The following is a 15,764-nucleotide window of genomic DNA, read 5'->3' as shown; positions in this document are numbered from 1 at the left end:
CCCCATGGCCCCGCCCACGGACCCGCGCCTACCGTGGACGCTCATGGAACCCCGCAATCCCTGGCAGGCGCTCACCCGGTCACGCTTCCCGCTCGGCTCCTGGCCATGGCGGGCCGCCGGGTACCTCGCCGGCGGGGGGATCGTCGGGGGGCTCGCCTGTCTCGTGCTCCTCGTGCTCGGGGTGTTCTCGCTGTTCCTCGTGGGGCTGCCGCTGCTCCTCCTCTCCGGGCTCGCCCTCGGCTCCGTCGAGCGGCTCCGGCTCCGGCTCGTCGACCTGGACCCGGCCCCCGACCCGCACCGCGTCCCCGCCGCACCCGGTCTGACCGCCTGGCTCCGGCTCCGGGTGGGGGAGCAGGCGACCTGGCGCGAGCTCGGGTACGGCCTGCTGCTCGCCACCGTCCTGTGGCCGCTCGACCTCATCGCGCTCGCCGTCGGCGTCGGCCTCCCCCTCGCCCTCCTCAGCACCCCGCTCCAGCTGGCGGTGGACGGCCACGAGGCGAAGGTCGTCAAGGCGTACCTGGTCACGTCCTACCCCGAGGCCTTCGGCGCCGCCCTCATCGGCGCCCTCCTCCTCGTCGCCCTCGCCTACCCCCTGGCCGCCGTCGCCGGGGCCCGCGCCGCCCTCGCCCGGGCCCTGCTCGCCCCGCGCGAGACCGACGCGGGGGACGGCAGGATCGGCGAGGTCATCGCCTCCCGCGCCCGGCTCGTCGACGCCTTCGAGGCCGAGCGCCGCCGTATCGAGCGCGACCTCCACGACGGGGCCCAGCAGCGGCTCGTCGCCCTCACCATGACCCTCGGCCTCGCCCGCCTCGACGCCCCGCCGGGACCGCTCGCCGAGCAGCTGGCCAAGGCCCACGCGGAGGCCGGGCAGGTCCTGACCGAGCTGCGGGAGCTGATCCACGGCATCCATCCGCAGGTCCTGGCCGACTACGGCCTCGGCGCGGCCCTCGCGGACGCCGCCGACCGCTCGGCCGTCCCCGTGGACACCGACATCGACCTGCCCCGGCTGCCCGGCTCCGTCGAGAGCGCCGGCTACTTCGCGGTCTGCGAGGCGCTCGCCAACATCGGCAAGCACAGCGGGGCCGCCCAGGTAAGGATCACCGCCCGGTACGCGGACGGCGTCCTGCGGCTCGACGTCGAGGACGACGGGCGGGGCGCCGCCGACCCGGCCCGGGGCACCGGGCTCACCGGACTCGCCGACAGGATCGCCGTCCTCGATGGCACACTGACGATCATGAGCCCGCCCGGCGGGCCGACCGTCCTCCGAGTGGAGATCCCGTGCCGATCGCTCCCCGCGCTCCGAGAAACCTCCGTGTCGTCCTCGCCGAGGACAGCGTCCTCCTCCGCGAGGGACTGATCGGGTTCCTGACGCGTTTCGGCCACGAGGTCGTCGCCGCCGTCGGTGACGCCGACGGTCTGCGCGAGGCGGTCGCCGCCCACGAGCCGGACATCGTCGTCACCGACGTCCGGATGCCGCCCGGCTTCCAGGACGAGGGGCTGCGCGCCGCCGTCGCGCTCCGCGCCGAGCGGCCCGCCCTGCCGGTCCTCGTCCTCAGCCAGTACGTGCAGCGCAGCTACGCCGCCGACCTCCTGGACTCGGGCGACGGCACCGGCGTCGGCTACCTCCTGAAGGACCGGGTGGGGCAGGTCGAGGAGTTCGTCGAGGCCCTCACCCAGGTCGCCGACGGGGGCACGGTCGTCGACCCCGAGGTCGTACGGCAGCTGCTGCGCCGCCACCGGGACCCGCTGGAGGCGCTGACCCCGCGCGAGCGCGAGGTCCTCGGCCTGGTCGCGGAGGGGCACTCCAACGCGGAGATCGCCCGCCGTCTGGTGGTGACCGAGGCCGCCGTCGGCAAGCACATCGGGAACATCCTGGCCAAGCTCGACCTGCCGCAGGCCGAGGACACCCACCGGCGCGTCCTCGCCGTTCTCACGTATCTCCGGGCCTGAGCGGGCCTGAGCGGGGGACGAGCGGGGACGACAAGAAAGCCCCCCGCCGAAGCGAGGGGCTTTCCCTGTCTGTGCGCCGCCAGGGACTCGAACCCCGGACCCGCTGATTAAGAGTCAGCTGCTCTAACCAACTGAGCTAGCGGCGCCTGCTGACAGAGAAAATACTACCTGGTGTTCCCGGGTGCTCGTGACAGCCCCGCCGGAGCACCTCCGGTGGGGCTGTCACGGCGCCGCCTTTTCTAGATCGCCAGGGAGAGCACCACCGGCGCGGCCCGCCGGTTGAGCGTGTCCGCCGCGGCGCGCAGCCGGTGGGCGTGCTCGATCGGCAGGGAGAGTGCCAGGCAGCCCACGGCCGAGCCCGCCGTCAGCGGGACGGCGGCGCAGACCGTGCCGACCGCGTACTCCTGGAGGTCGAGCACGGGGACGGTCGCCGGCTGGCTGTCGAGCTTCGAGAAGAGGATCCGCTCGTTGGTGATCGTCCGGGAGGTCAGCCGGGCGATCTTGTGGCGGGCGAGGTGGTCCCGGCGCCCGTTCTGGTCGAGCTGGGTGAGCAGGCACTTGCCGACGGTGCTGGCGTGCGCCGCCGAGCGGAAGTCCACCCACTCGTTGACCTTCGGGGTGCGCGGCCCGTCGGCGAACTGGGTGATCTTCACTTCGCCGTCGATGTACCGGCTGATGTACACGGCCGCGCCGACGGAGTCGCGCAGCTCGGTCAGGGTCTCCTGGAGCTTGGCCTCCAGGGCTTCGCGGCGGGTCAGGCCGGAACCCAGGAGGACGAGGGAGTCCCCGATGACGTACGCGCCGTCGGCGACCTGCTCGACGTACCCCTCGCGGCGGAGCATGAGGAGCAGTGACGAGAGATGGGCGACGGGCAGTCCCGTCTCGCGGGCGATCTGGACGTCCGTCACTCCGCCACCGTGCCGTGAGACCGTCTCGAGGACGCGCAAGGCGTATTGCACCGAGTGGAACGGTGCGGTGGGCTCGGGCTTCAGCGCCACGGTTTCCCCCTACCAGGTTGTGACCGCAAGCTTTCGTACCACGATAGCCGCCAAGGACCCTTTCAGGGGCGGCTGTTGGCGAGAATGATGCGGAGGATCCCCGTCGTACGCTGCGACGCGCCACTCTGGCATATGCCCCTGTCATGACTTCTTCAGAGAGCCTCAGGTCAGGGCCGTGCGAGGTCGGGTTCGCGCGCGCGTTCGGGTGGTGACGCCCGGGAGATTATTTACGGGGAAGCGGACCCGCTCAGGGCTCCGCCGGTGGCCGAGAACGTACGGAATAAGCGGAGACCCCCTCCTGTTGTGGATCGGATGCAGTGTTCGCACCATCCGCACGTGTGCCGAGGAGGGTCCCTACGGTGACCGACGCTATTCGAGGAGAGGCGCGGGGAGCCGCGCCCGTACCGCTGTCCGTACTGGACCTGGTGACCGTCGGCAGCGGGCGGACCGCGACGCAGGCGCTGGCCACCAGCGTCGAGCTGAGCCGGCTCGCCGAGCGGCGCGGCTTCCACCGGCACTGGGTGGCCGAGCACCACTCCATGCCCGGGGTCGCCTCCTCCTCCCCGGCGGTGATCCTCGCCCACCTCGCCGCCCACACCCGCCGCATCCGCCTCGGCTCCGGCGGCGTGATGCTGCCCAACCACGCCCCGCTCGTCATCGCCGAGCAGTTCGGCACCCTGGAGGCCTTCGCCCCGGGCCGGATCGACCTCGGCCTCGGCCGCGCGCCCGGCACCGACGGCGCCACGGCCGCCGCCCTGCGGCGCACGGACCGGCTGAACGAAGGGGCCGACGACTTTCCCGAGCAGCTTGCCGAGCTGACCCGCTTCCTGGACGACGACTTCCCCGACGGGCACCCGTACGCCCGGATCCACGCCGTGCCCGGCCCCGTGCAGGGCCCGAAGGGCAGGCCGCCGGTCTGGCTGCTCGGCTCCTCCGGCTTCAGCGCCCGCCTCGCCGGTCTGCTCGGACTGCCCTTCGCCTTCGCCCACCACTTCTCCGCCCGGAACACGATCCCGGCGCTCGACCTCTACCGGGACTCCTTCCGGCCCTCGGGGGTCCTTGACGCTCCGTACGCGATGATCGGTGTCGCGGCCCTCGCCGCCGACGAGGCGGAGCAGGCCCGCCGCCAGGTCCTCACCGGCGCCCTCGCGATGCTGCGGCTGCGCACGGGCCGGCCCGGCCTGGTGCCGACGCCGGAGGAGGCGGAGGCGTACGACTTCAGTGCCGCCGAGCGGGAGTTCGTCGACGGCTGGCTGGCGAACATCGTGTACGGCACCTCGGACGAGGTCCGCGCGGGCCTCGACGACCTCCGGAAGCGCACGGGCGCGGACGAGCTGATGATCACGGCCAACGCGCACGGCGGGGAGGCCCGGCTCCGGAGCTACGAGCTGATCGCCGACGCCTACGAGCTCCCGCACCTGCCGGAGCCGTCGGTCTTCGAGGCGGGGACGGATTCCGAGGAGGGGGCGGCCGGGTAAAAACCCGGGTTTCCCTGTCAGGTTGGTTCGTTCCCGAACCACCCCGGCGGCACCCCTAAGTGAACCTTAAACCGCTCGTCACCCATGGTGGCGGGCGGTTCCGTTTTGTGCTGCACCTCTCTGACAAGGGCTTTCCTCGTCTAATTGGTCTAGTCCTCAATCTGGTTCAGACCATTGACGCGCTGTTCATGTGCCGGTTATCACTTCCTCAGCTCCTGTACGGCACCACCCAGTTCTCCCCCCTCTCGGAGGCCGCACGTGCACCCCCGTAAGCCCTTGATCGCCGCGCTCCTCAGCTCGGCCCTCGCCGCCGGCGCGCTCGCCGCGACCGTCGGCCTCGGCTCCGCCCAGGCGGCCGACACGTCGACCACTGCCTCTGCGGGCAATGTGCGCATCGCGTACTACGACCAGTGGAGCGTCTACGGCAACGCGTTCTACCCCAAGCACCTCGACACCCGGGGCATCGCGAGCCAGTTGGACGTCATCAACTACTCGTTCGGCAACATCCACCCCACCAACCTCACCTGTTTCATGGCCAACAAGGCCGCGGGTGACGACAACAACCCCAATGCGGGTGACGGTGCGGGCGACTCGTACGCCGACTACCAGAAGACCTTCAGCGCGGCGGACAGCGTCGACGGCGTCGCCGACAAGTGGGACCAGCCGATCGTGGGCGTCTTCAACCAGTTCAAGGAACTGAAGGCGAAATACCCCCACCTGAAGATCAACATCTCGCTCGGCGGCTGGACCTACTCCAAGTACTTCAGCGACGCGGCGAAGACGGACGCGAGCCGCAAGAAGCTCGTCTCCTCCTGCATCGACCAGTACATCAAGGGCAACCTGCCCGTGGAGGGCGGCTTCGGCGGCGCGGGCACGGCGGCCGGCATCTTCGACGGCATCGACATCGACTGGGAGTACCCGGGCTCGGCCGACGGTCACCTGGGCAACCACCACGCCCCCGAGGACAAGCAGAACTTCACGCTGCTCCTCGCCGAGTTCCGCAAGCAGCTCGACGCGCACGGCGCGGCCAACGGCGGCAAGAAGTACCTGCTGACCTCGGCCCTCCCGGCCGGCCAGGACAAGATCAAGTACATCGAGACCGACAAGATCGGCCAGTACTTGGACTACGCCAACATCATGACGTACGACATGCACGGCGCCTGGGACGGCGACGGGCCGACGTACCACCAGTCCCCGCTGTACCCCTCGCCGAACGACCCGACCGACGCGATCGCGCCGGGCACCGAGAAGTACAGCATCGACTCCGCCATCGACTCCTGGATCGACGGCAACCCGGCCTACGGCATCGCGGGCGGCTTCCCCGCCAACAAGCTGACCCTGGGCTACGAGTTCTACTACCGCGGCTGGAAGGGCGTGCCGGCCGGCACCACCAACGGCCTCGCGCAGACCGCCACCGGCGGCTCGGGCGCCCGCCCGCTCAGCCAGCAGGCCGGCATCGCGCACTACAAGGAGCTCGGCGGCATCGTCGACAACGCGTCGACGACCTTCTGGGACGACCAGTCGAAGTCCTCGTACTTCTACAAGGACGGCGAGTTCTTCACCGGCCTCAACCAGAAGTCCATCCAGGCCCGGGTGGACTACGGCAAGCAGCGCGGCCTGGCCGGCGCGATGATGTACTCGCTCCTCGGTCTGGACAACAACGCCACCCTGCTGGGCCAGATCAACACCGCGCTCGGCGCCACCACCACCCCGCCGACCACGACGCCGCCGACGACCCCGCCGACGACGCCGCCCACCACCCCGCCCACCACGCCTCCGACGACGCCGCCCACGGGCTGCGGCACGGTCCCGGCGTACGTGGCCGGCACGGTCTACAACGCGGGCAACGAGGTCTCCCACAACGGCCGCAAGTACAAGGCCCAGTGGTGGACCCAGAACGAGACGCCGGGCACGACCGGCGAGTGGGGCGTCTGGAAGGACCAGGGCGCCTGCTGAGGCCCTGACCCGCTGACACCCCGCACCACCTCATGAACCGCTGCCCCCGCCCGGAATGTCCCTCCGGCCGGGGGCAGTTCCATGAGCCCCCGCGGGTCAGACCCGGAGGGGCTCCGTGCCGATCAGTTCGGCGATACGGTCCGGGGCCACCGCCCGCGAGTACAGCCAGCCCTGCCCCGTGTCGCAGCCGATCCGGCGCAGCCGGGCGGCCTGCCCCGAGGTCTCGACGCACTCGGCGGTGACCGTGAGCCCGAGCCGGTGCGCGAGTTGGACGAGCGCCTCGACGATCAGCTCGTCGGCCGGGTTGGCATGCTCCTCGTCCTGGAAGCCGCGGACGAAGGAGCCGTCCAGCTTGAGCACGGAGACCGGGAGCCGGCTCAGGTAGGCCAGGTTCGAGTAGCCGGTGCCGAAGTCGTCGATCGCGATCCGCACGCCCATGTCGCTCAGCGCCTGGAGCGCCTGGAGCGGCCGTCCGGCCGAGCCCATCACGGCGGACTCGGTCAGTTCGAGCTGGAGCAGGTGCGGGGCGAGCCCGGTCTCCGCGAGGATCCCGGCGACGTCCGCGACCAGGTCGGAGTCCCAGACCTGCCGGACCGCCACGTTGACGCTGACGAAGATCGGGCGCTCGCGCGGATGGTCCTTCTGCCACTGCCGGGCCTGGCGGCAGGCGGTCCGCAGCACCCATCGCCCGAGCTCGACGATGGAGCCGTCCTCCTCGGCGATGGCGATGAACCGATTCGGCGGGAGCGAGCCGAACTGCGGGTGGTTCCAGCGCACCAGCGCCTCCACCCCGCGCACCGCCCCGTCCGCCAGGTCCACGAGCGGCTGGTACTCGAGACCGAACTCCCCGCGCTCCACGGCGGGGCGGAGCGTGGAGGAGAGCGCCTGCCGGGTCATCCGGTGGGCGTTGCGCTCCGGGTCGAAGAAGGTCCAGCGGGCCTTGCCGTCCGCCTTCGCCCAGTACAGCGTGGTGTCGGCGGCCTGCATGAGGGCGGTCGCCGTCGTCCCGTGCGCGGTGCGCTCGATGACGCCGATCGAGGCGGAGACCGAGAGCCGCTGACCGCCCAGGTCGAAGGGGAGCTGGAGCGCGCGCAGCACCGAGCGGGCCAGGTCGGCCAGTTGTTCCGTACCGGTGGAGTCCTCGACGAGGATCGCGAACTCGTCGCCGCCGAGCCGCGCCACGAGGTGGCCACCGCTGCGGGTGTAGCCGTCGCTGTCCGCGCACTCCGTCAGGCGGGCGGCGACGGCGGCGAGGAGCCGGTCGCCGACCCGGTGGCCGAGGGTGTCGTTGACGGCCTTGAAGCCGTCGAGATCGAGGTAGCAGAGACCGATCCGCCCTGTTCTGCCATACCCGTACGACTCGTGTGACTGATGTGATTCGTGTGACTCGTGTGATTCATGCGGATGATGCGGATCATGCGACTCGTAGGACGAGTCGACCGGTGCGGTCTCCGCCACGGTGTCCTGGGCGGCGGCTTCCAGGGCGGACGACAGCCGCTCGAAGAACAGGGCACGGTTGGGCAGTCGGGTCACCGGGTCGTGCATCTGGAGGTGGCGCAGCCGCGCCTGGAGTTCGCGCCGGTCGCTGATGTCCGCGATCGACAGGAGGACGCGCCGGCTGTCCGGTACGGGGGAGACGGTGACCTCGGCCCAGAGCGAACGCCCGTCGGGGTGCTTGAGCCGGCGCGTGCAGCGGAAGCGGGAGCGGCGGCCGCGGAGCACCTCGCGGTACGCGTGCCAGGTGCGGCCGTCGGAGGCGAGGTCGACGAGGTCGGCGGCGGCCTGCTCGCGGAGCGCCCCGGCCTCGGTGCCGAGGAGGGCGCCGAAGGAGTCGTTGGCCGTGACGACGATGCCGTCCTGGTCGACGACGGCCATGGCGAGCTGCGCGGCCCGGAAGGCGGCGCTGTAGTCCCGGAGTTCGGCCGCCCGGCGGTCGGCGTCGCGGCGGTCGGCGTCCCGGAGCTCGGCCGCCCGGCGGTCGGCGTCGCGGGTGAGGTCGGTCTGACGCGTGGCGCAGGGGTCGACGTGACGCTCCGTGACTGCGAGGTCGGTCGGGGGTGTCTCCGGCGGCTCTGGGTGCACCGGTCCTTCGGGGGTTCCGCTCACCGCTCGCTCCCGTAGTGCAGTCGGGCCGTTCACATGTGGTCGGGATGGTCGGCCAAGGAAAGTGAGCCGATCATAGAGCCAGGTCGGGGGACCGTTCCAGCTCCGAGGCCGCTCCGGGGACCGCCGACCGCTGTGAGGCTCCCCACCGCCACCCCCCGCCCGATCGTTTCTGCACGGGTCTGACACGGGTCGGTGGTGACGTGACCGATTGTGACTTTCCGTGAGCTGTTGCCCGCTCGTGTCGCGTCGACCCGGCGGTGCTCCCTCACTCGACCGGGGCAGCGGAAACATGCGAAACGCCGCAAATCATCACAAGGTGGTGGTGGTGTCCCGTCCTACCGATCCGGAGGTCCACGTGAGGGGTCAGCAGCCACCCGGGGGAGTGGAGCGGCCGAGGCTGCGTTCCGGCGCGGCGGCCTTCACCGCGCTCGCCGCGCTCGCCGCCACCGGGCTCGTCGCCGGCCCCGCCGTCGGCGCGCCCGCCGGCAATCCCTGCGCCCTGCCCCGCACCGGTGCCCATCACTCGCTCGGCCTCGACACCTGGAACGGCTCGTATCCGCGCCCCACCCGCACCCTCGACGCGGTCATGATCTTCCTCTCGTTCCCGGACTCCACGCCGCTCACCACCCCCGCCGAGCTGGCCGCCGACCACTTCCCGGCCACCAGCGAGTACTTCGACCGCGCCTCCTACGGCCGCTTCGACCTGCGCCCGCATCCCCGGTCCGCGTGGACCCGGATGCCGCAGGCGTCCAGCGCGTACGACATACGGCGTGACTGGGACTCGGGGAAGCGCGCGGCCTACCTGCGCGACGCGGTCGCCGCCGCCGACGCGGACGTCGACTTCTCGCGGTACGACGTCGTCTACCTGGTCGCCGACCCGGACGCGCCCGGCGTGGACTCCGACGCGACGAAGGTCGTCAACCTCGAACGCCCGCTGGAGATCGACGGCGCCGAGATCAAGCGGGTCGTCACGGTCTTCGAGCGGCACCCGCCCGACCGGAACGTCCTCGCCCACGAGACCGGCCACGTCTTCGACCTGCCCGACCTGTACCACCGCCCGGTGGACGGCAAGGGCGACTGGGACACCCATGTGGGCGACTGGGACGTCATGGGCAGTCAGTTCGGGCTCGCGCCCGACCTCTTCGGCTGGCACAAGTGGAAGCTCGGCTGGCTCTCCCGCGCCCAGGTGACCTGCGTCCAGGGGGCCGGCCCCCAGGTGGTCAGCCTGGAGCCGACCGACGCCCCGCCCACGGAGAGCGGCGCCCTCGGCACCCGGCTCGCCGTCGTCAGGACCGGCCAGGACAGCGTCCTGGCGATCGAGGCCCGGAGCGCCACCGGCAACGACGCCGACACCTGCACCGAGGGCGTCCTCGTCTACCGGGTGCGCAGCGGCGCGGCCTCCGGCGACGGCCCGGTCCAGGTCGTCGACGCCCATCCGCGTACGGAGGCGTGCTGGGACCGCTCGGTCTACCCGCCCCTCGCGGACGCGCCGCTGGAGGAGGGCGAGACCTTCACGGTGCCCGGGACGGGCGTCCGCGTCGAGGTGGCGGACCGTACCGAGACGGGCGGCTGGACGGTGAAGGTCACCCCGCCCGGCGTGGGCTGACCCGGAGATCACGGGACAACGAAGAAGCCCCCCGCTTCCGCGAGGGGCTTCTTCCGTCTGTGCGCCGCCAGGGACTCGAACCCCGGACCCGCTGATTAAGAGTCAGCTGCTCTAACCAACTGAGCTAGCGGCGCCTGCTGACGTCGTAGACATTAGCATCCGGATCGGCGGGAGGAAAAATCGATACCCGCACGTCGGGGGTGGAGGCCGCCCGCACGGCCCGCACGCAGGCCCAGAGCACCACCTCCGGGCCGGGCAGCCACGGATTCCGCGTGTCGGGGGCCACCAGCCAGCGGGGCGCGGCGGAGTCGGCCGGGGTGAGCGGGGGCACGGTCACCGCGTCCCCGACGCCGTGGCAGAACGGCCGGGGGACGGCGTCGCCCCACTCCTCCCAGTCGAGCAGGGCCGGTAAACGCTGGGCCGTCCCGGGCGCGGCGAACAGCATCATCCGGCCCCGGTGCACGGCGACCGGCCCGGAACCGGGGCCCTCCTCCCACAGCCGGTCCAGCATCCGGCGCCCGAAGACCGGGTCCACGTTGACGACGTCGAAGACCGTCCCGCAGGGCAGTGCCGCGGGCGAGGCGGGGCTGGCCTCCCAGCGGGTGAGCGCGGCCCCGGGGTGTCCCCCGGCGGCCGAGGCGAGCCAGGCCGCCCCGTCGGCGGTCACGCGGGCGGTCTGGTGCCGCCCCTCGTCGCCCTCCCGCAGGAAACGGAAGATGTCGTACGGGGTCTCGTCGCGCAACCAGGTCGTCATACGACCAGATGTACCGGCCGTGACGGATCGGTTTCCGAGAGTTGCGGGAATCCCGGACAAGAGGGGTGGGCGAGGAGTATCGTGCGCCCCGCATATGCCACGGGACGCCCCCGCCCGGCCTACCCCGGCGCCCCCGCCCGGCCTACCCCGACGTCCGTTCCCGGCTTCTGGCCCCGGCGTCCGTTCCCGGCTCCTGCCCCCGGCGTCCGCTCTCCTGCCCGCGGCTTCTGGCCCCGGCTCCTGCCCCCCGGCGCCTGTCCCCGGAATCCGGCCCTCGCCGTCTACTCCTCCGGCGGGCGCCCGTTCGCCCGGATCAGACCGCGGCCGAACTCGATCATCTTCAGGGCGTAGTCCTCGGTCCACTCCGCCCGCTCGGCGACGTCCGCCGCCGTCAGCCGGTCGAACCGGCGCGGGTCCGCCAGCTGCGCCGCCGCGATCGCCTGGAACTCCGTCGCGCGGTCCGTCGCCGCGCGGAACGCGAGCGTCAGCTCCGTCGCCCGGGCCAGCAGCTCGCGCGGGTCCTCTATCGACTCCAGGTCGAAGAAGTGCTCCGGATCGGCGGTCGCCTCGGCAGGCTCGAAGACCAGCGGTGCCGGCCGAAGCCGTCGCTGTCCGCTCCGCTCCGCGGGTTCCGCCATCGTTCTTCTCCTCCTCGCACAGGCACGGCCCGGGATCCCGGGCCGCTTTCATTGTCCCGCGCCGCGCAAGAGCGCGAGGCCCCGGCCGCGCGCCCCGACTCCGCTCCAGGACCCTGGTTTAGGCGGTAGCGGGGTCCCACACCACCCGGTGTTCCGCCAGATGGGAGAGGACCGCGTGGTTCGCCTCCCAGCCGTCGGGGAACGACACCGCCGCGCCGAGCCGCACCGGCTCCGTCGACGGGTGCTCGTCGAGGAGCTCCGTGACGCCCGCGCGGCACACCACGACGCAGGCGTGCCGGTGCCGGGAGGCCAGCACGCACAGGCGGCCCGTCTCCAGGTGGAACGCGGTCGCGTCCGGGCGCCCGGACAGCGGATGGAGGACGACCGTGACGTCGTACTCGCGCCCCTGGAGCCGGTTCGCGGTGTCCACCGTCACGCCCGTCACACCGAGACCCGCGAGCGCCGCCCGGACCGCCGCCGCCTGGTCGCGGTGGGCGGTGCCGACCGCGACCCGGTCGGGCGTCAGGGGCACCGGACGATCGGACCGCTCCGAGACCGCGGCGCCGCCCCGGTCCAGGAGCCGCCGGACGACCAGGGCGACCGCGCCGACCGCCTCGGGGTCGGTACGCGGGGTGGTGCGGGCCGGCAGTTCGAGCAGCCCCCAGCCCGACTCCGCCGCCTCGTCGAGGACCCGGTCGGGACCCGAACCGTCCGACGCCACCCCGAAGGAGAGCTTCCGGTCCCCGGGCCCGGTGCCGCTGCGGAACGGCGTGTACGGGTAGAAGGCGTCCGACACCAGCGGCGCCGCCGAGGCGGGCAGCCGCCAGGAGACCGGCAGCCGGTGCTGCGGAAGCTCCGGATTGTGCGCGAGCAGCGTGGAGACGGCCGAGGCGGACGGGTCGTACGAGAGCCCCGCCCACTGCTCCGCGCCCACCACCGAGAACGGGTCGAGCTGTCCGGGGTCGCCCACGAACAGCGCCCGCTCGAAGAGCCCCGCCACGGCGAGCAGCGCGTCGGAGCGCATCTGGTACGCCTCGTCGACGATCGCGTGCGCCCACGGCTCGACGTTCTTCACGTGCGCCCACTTGGCGGAGGTCGAGAGGACGACCGGCAGCCCCGTCAGCTCTCCGGGCTTCGCCGACTTCCGTACGTTGGCCAGGTCGTCGAGCGCCTTGTCGTACGGGTCGCTGTCGTTCGAGTGCAGCCGGCCCACCTCCAGGCCGGGCTCCTTCTCGGCGAGCCGCAGCACCAGATCGTCCACCTGCGCGTTCGTCTGCGCGACGACCATCAAGGAGCGCCCGGCGGCGGCCAGTTCGAGCGCCGCCCGCACCACCAGGGTCGACTTCCCGGCGCCCGGAGGCGAGTCGACGACGACACCCCGGGAGGTGCCGTGCAGGGTGTCCGCGAGGATGCCGTCCGTCGCCCGCCCGGCCTCGGCGGAAGGATCGAAACGCGGCTCGACGGTCGTCACAGCACATCCTCGGGGGTCACGGCGTCGGGCAGTTCGGGGAGGTCGGCCTGGAGCGGCGGTCCGCCGTGCGTCCACGGCGTGTCCTCCGGGTCCGGCAGCTTCGGCCCGACCCGCTGCTCGTGCTCGAACAGCGTCCAGGCGATCCGCTCGCCCTTCTCCGGCACCGAGCCCTCCGCCGGCTCCTTCGACCGCCCCATCCTGTCCAGGAGCCGCAGCACCAGCGAGCCGTCCTCCTCGTGCCGCACGAACTCCGCCGCCTGCGGCTTCCCGTCGAGCGAGCGGAACACCTTCGCCTTCTCCGTGAGGTGCGGCCGGTCCTCCGTGCGGACCGTGAGGAGCGGCCGCGGCGCGGGCCGCTTCGACTCCGTCCAGGCCATCGTCACCTCGACCACCTCCGCCGCGAACGCCTCACCCGCGAGCCGCCGCCCCGCCAGGACCAGCGGGTCGTCGAGCGCCTCGTGCGCCTCCAACTGGCCCAGCGCCTGCTCGCGGGCCGCGAGCTTCGAGGCCGCCGTCACGGCGTCGTCCCGGCGCGGCTGCGGCGGCTCGCCGGCCGTGATCCGGTCCCGGTGACCGGTGAACGACCAACGGTCGCGCGTCCAGCGGTCCTCGACCCTGGCGCCCTCCGGCAGCTCCCGCAGCAGGCCCAGCGCCTGCCAGACCGCGTCCCAGGTCGGCTTCAGCTGCGAGGCCACGAGCCGCCGGATCTCCCGCTCGGCCCGGTGCAGCTCACCGAGCCCCGTGTCGGCCGCCTCGCCGTCCTCGGCCGCGCCGAGCGCCAGCCGGGCCCGGTCGTACCGCTCGATCGCGGGCGCCAGGAGCCGGTTGTCGAAGGCCGGGTCGGTCGCGGGCCCGGCGGGCGGGCACAGCAACTGCCCCCGCTCGTCCCGGCCGGCCTCGGCCCGCAGCGCCCCCTCGGCCCCCGGCTCCCCGTCCCGCGGGTCGATCCAGGCGAGCAGCGCACCCAGATGCTGGTCCTCAAGGGAGGACTGGCCGGTCGCCCAGTGCCGGTTGAGCAGGTCGGTCGCGGCAAGCAGTAGCGAGGAGCCGGGCACCCGCGCCCGCTCGCCGAAGTGCGTCAGCCAGCGCCCGAGCAGCGGCACGCGCGGCGGCGCGGGGAACGGCGTCTCCGGGTCCTGCTCGGCCGTCCGCCGGAACCGCGTCGACCGCCCGAGCAGCCGTACGTACTCGACGCCCGCCCGGTTCGGCACGATCAGCTGCGGCGCGTCCGCGCACAGCTCGACCTCGACCTTCACCTTCTTGCCGGTCTCGGGATCGACCTCGCTCCGCTCCGCCGCCTCGACGACGTCCGTGAACGAGTCGACGTACGGCAGGACCTCCTCTGCCAGGTCGGCGAGGAACGAGAACCGCAGGTCACGGTCCCGGGGCTGCGCCACCACGAGGAGCCGGGGCTCGTCGCGGTCGGTGCCGACGAGCGCGCCGAGCGGCGCCCCCGCCTCACCGGCGGTCGTCAGGGGGACGAGGACGAGCGGCCGCGCGGACACGTGCCGGTGGCGGACGGTGGCCAGCGGCTGGGCGCGGCCCGACTCGACGGCCTCCATCCGGGCGAGCGCGGAGATCAGCGACATGCGGGGGCCTCCTCGGACGGTGCGGACGTGGAGCTCGGGGCCGCCGCGTCCGGCGCCGACACCCGGCCCAGCGCCTCCTGGCGCAGCGCCCGCGCCCGGCGCAGGGCCGCCACCACCAGCTCGTCCGGGTCGCCCTCCCCCACGTTCCCGGCTGTGCTCGAACAGGGGGTGCCCCCGCCGCGCGCCGCCGCCAGGACCGCGCCGACCGTCGTGAGGCCGCCCAGCTCACCCCGTACCGCACGGCCCAGGGTCTCCACCGCGCCCGCCTCCCGGGCCCGCGCCCGGCAGTGGAAGGCCAGCTCGCAGGCGGCCAGGCACTCCGGCGCGTACGCGTGGGGCACGGACTCCACGGCCTCCGTCAGCTCCGCCGCCGAGCACCCCGCCACGTCGAAGGTGGTGCCCTCCGGCAGGGCGTCCGCGATCTCCTCGATCCGAGTCAGCCGGGCCAGCTGCCGCCGGGTCACCGACCGCTGCTTGCGGACGTCCACGACCGAGGCCGTCGGCACGTTCGAGAAGTCCTTCGGGCAGACGAGGAGCACCGAGTGCGCGACCCGCGCGCCCTCGGTCACCGCCGCCATCCGTTCGAGCGCGAGCACGTACACGGCGGACTGCCGGGCCGCCGCGCCCACCTTCGACGCGTCGGCCGCGCCGTCGATCATCGGGAAGGACTTGATCTCGACGACCGTCCACCGCCCGTCAGGAGCGACCACCACCGCGTCCGGCTCCAGATAGACCGGGGAGCCGGCCACCTCCAGGGCGAGCAGCGGATGGTCGAGCAGCGCCCACGCCCCGGCCCCGGTCGCCTCCCGCAGCGCGAGCGCCGTGCGGGCCGTCCGCCCCTGGGGTCCGGCCGCCGCCAGATCGGGCACGGAGACCGCGCCGGGCTCCTCGACGCCGAGCAGGCGCAGCAGCTCACGGCCGCCGTCCGCCTTGACCTTCGCCTCGAAGGAGTTGCCCCGCATGATCGCGAACTGCGACTGGCCGAACGGCGCGGGGGAGCCCAGCTTCGACGCGAGCGCCGCCTTGTCGACCCCGGCGCCGTCGAGCAGGGCCCGCCGTCGGCAGCCCGGATTGGCGGCGAGTGCCGCGAGCGCCCGAGCGTCGAGGGCGCGTGGCGCCGTGCCCGGTCCGCGCAGCTCGGCCAGAGCCTGTCGGAGTGTCGTCTGCGACGGTCGTGGCAGACCGGTGTCCAGGGATGCGCTCACCCGCGGAAGTCTC

At 72.9% G+C, this 15,764-nt stretch carries 12 protein-coding genes and 2 tRNA genes; 5 read left to right on the top strand and 9 right to left on the bottom strand.

The window, feature by feature from the left end; all coding sequences use genetic code 11:
* Positions 1–43 precede the first annotated feature (43 nt).
* Both ACFWWU_RS17630 and ACFWWU_RS17625 read left to right on the top strand, forming a co-directional pair.
* Positions 44–1,357: a sensor histidine kinase gene (locus tag ACFWWU_RS17630; RefSeq protein ID WP_384145775.1), complete on the top strand. Its 1,314-nt coding sequence runs from the start codon at positions 44–46 to the stop codon at positions 1,355–1,357.
* The gene (locus tag ACFWWU_RS17625; RefSeq protein ID WP_384145772.1) at positions 1,279–1,950 is read left to right on the top strand and encodes a response regulator; all 672 of its coding nucleotides are present in this window, start codon (positions 1,279–1,281) and stop codon (positions 1,948–1,950) included. The genes ACFWWU_RS17630 and ACFWWU_RS17625 overlap by 79 nt, the downstream gene beginning before the upstream one ends.
* Positions 1,951–2,022: 72 nt before the next feature.
* Here the strand turns inward: ACFWWU_RS17625 and ACFWWU_RS17620 are convergent.
* Both ACFWWU_RS17620 and ACFWWU_RS17615 read right to left on the bottom strand, forming a co-directional pair.
* Positions 2,023–2,096, bottom strand: a tRNA-Lys gene (locus tag ACFWWU_RS17620).
* A gap of 93 nt (positions 2,097–2,189) precedes the next feature.
* A complete protein-coding gene (locus tag ACFWWU_RS17615) occupies positions 2,190–2,948 on the bottom strand; it encodes an IclR family transcriptional regulator (RefSeq protein WP_384145769.1) in 759 nt (252 codons plus the stop codon).
* Between the two features lie 359 nt (positions 2,949–3,307).
* Between ACFWWU_RS17615 and ACFWWU_RS17610 the strand changes: the two genes are divergently transcribed.
* Both ACFWWU_RS17610 and ACFWWU_RS17605 read left to right on the top strand, forming a co-directional pair.
* The gene (locus ACFWWU_RS17610; protein WP_384145766.1) at positions 3,308–4,426 is read left to right on the top strand and encodes an LLM class flavin-dependent oxidoreductase; all 1,119 of its coding nucleotides are present in this window, start codon (positions 3,308–3,310) and stop codon (positions 4,424–4,426) included.
* A gap of 258 nt (positions 4,427–4,684) precedes the next feature.
* Positions 4,685–6,382 carry a glycosyl hydrolase family 18 protein gene (locus ACFWWU_RS17605; protein ID WP_384145763.1) on the top strand — a complete coding sequence of 566 codons (1,698 nt, stop codon included), beginning with the start codon at positions 4,685–4,687 and terminating at the stop codon, positions 6,380–6,382.
* A gap of 96 nt (positions 6,383–6,478) precedes the next feature.
* Here ACFWWU_RS17605 and ACFWWU_RS17600 read toward each other — a convergent pair whose 3' ends face one another.
* On the bottom strand, positions 6,479–8,488 hold the full coding sequence (locus tag ACFWWU_RS17600; protein ID WP_384145760.1) for a putative bifunctional diguanylate cyclase/phosphodiesterase: 2,010 nt from the start codon (positions 8,486–8,488) through the stop codon (positions 6,479–6,481).
* Between the two features lie 355 nt (positions 8,489–8,843).
* Here ACFWWU_RS17600 and ACFWWU_RS17595 point away from each other — a divergent pair, with 355 nt between their 5' ends.
* Positions 8,844–10,094 (top strand): M6 family metalloprotease domain-containing protein, encoded by a 1,251-nt coding sequence (locus tag ACFWWU_RS17595; protein ID WP_384145757.1) that lies wholly within the window; start codon positions 8,844–8,846, stop codon positions 10,092–10,094.
* Between the two features lie 60 nt (positions 10,095–10,154).
* Here the strand turns inward: ACFWWU_RS17595 and ACFWWU_RS17590 are convergent.
* The 6 genes from ACFWWU_RS17590 to ACFWWU_RS17565 form a co-directional block, all read right to left on the bottom strand.
* Positions 10,155–10,228, bottom strand: a tRNA-Lys gene (locus tag ACFWWU_RS17590).
* Positions 10,219–10,848: a hypothetical protein gene (locus ACFWWU_RS17585; protein ID WP_384145754.1), complete on the bottom strand. Its 630-nt coding sequence runs from the start codon at positions 10,846–10,848 to the stop codon at positions 10,219–10,221. The genes ACFWWU_RS17590 and ACFWWU_RS17585 overlap by 10 nt, the downstream gene beginning before the upstream one ends.
* A 281-nt stretch (positions 10,849–11,129) precedes the next feature.
* Entirely contained in the window at positions 11,130–11,486 is a 357-nt protein-coding gene (locus ACFWWU_RS17580) for a hypothetical protein (RefSeq protein WP_384145751.1), read from the bottom strand.
* Between the two features lie 118 nt (positions 11,487–11,604).
* On the bottom strand, positions 11,605–12,957 hold the full coding sequence (locus ACFWWU_RS17575; protein WP_384145748.1) for an AAA family ATPase: 1,353 nt from the start codon (positions 12,955–12,957) through the stop codon (positions 11,605–11,607).
* Positions 12,954–14,546, bottom strand: coding sequence for a hypothetical protein (locus ACFWWU_RS17570; RefSeq protein ID WP_384145745.1), 1,593 nt, complete (start codon positions 14,544–14,546; stop codon positions 12,954–12,956). Before ACFWWU_RS17570 ends, ACFWWU_RS17575 begins: the two co-directional genes overlap by 4 nt.
* The gene (locus ACFWWU_RS17565; protein WP_384145742.1) at positions 14,537–15,751 is read right to left on the bottom strand and encodes a hypothetical protein; all 1,215 of its coding nucleotides are present in this window, start codon (positions 15,749–15,751) and stop codon (positions 14,537–14,539) included. The genes ACFWWU_RS17570 and ACFWWU_RS17565 overlap by 10 nt, the downstream gene beginning before the upstream one ends.
* Between the last annotated feature and the right edge of the window lie 13 nt (positions 15,752–15,764).

The sequence above is a fragment of the Streptomyces sp. NPDC058650 genome (assembly GCF_042717315.1).
GTDB lineage: Bacteria > Actinomycetota > Actinomycetes > Streptomycetales > Streptomycetaceae > Streptomyces.
Note: the sequence above shows the minus strand (reverse complement) of the source record. Positions and strands in the feature narration are given on the sequence as shown.

Coding starts and splice junctions, on each gene's coding strand:
- ACFWWU_RS17630 (WP_384145775.1), top strand. CDS start 44: ATGGAACCCCGCAATCCCTGGCAGGCGCTCACCCGGTCACGCTTCCCG.
- ACFWWU_RS17585 (WP_384145754.1), bottom strand. CDS start 10,848: ATGACGACCTGGTTGCGCGACGAGACCCCGTACGACATCTTCCGTTTC.
- ACFWWU_RS17580 (WP_384145751.1), bottom strand. CDS start 11,486: ATGGCGGAACCCGCGGAGCGGAGCGGACAGCGACGGCTTCGGCCGGCA.
- ACFWWU_RS17570 (WP_384145745.1), bottom strand. CDS start 14,546: ATGTCGCTGATCTCCGCGCTCGCCCGGATGGAGGCCGTCGAGTCGGGC.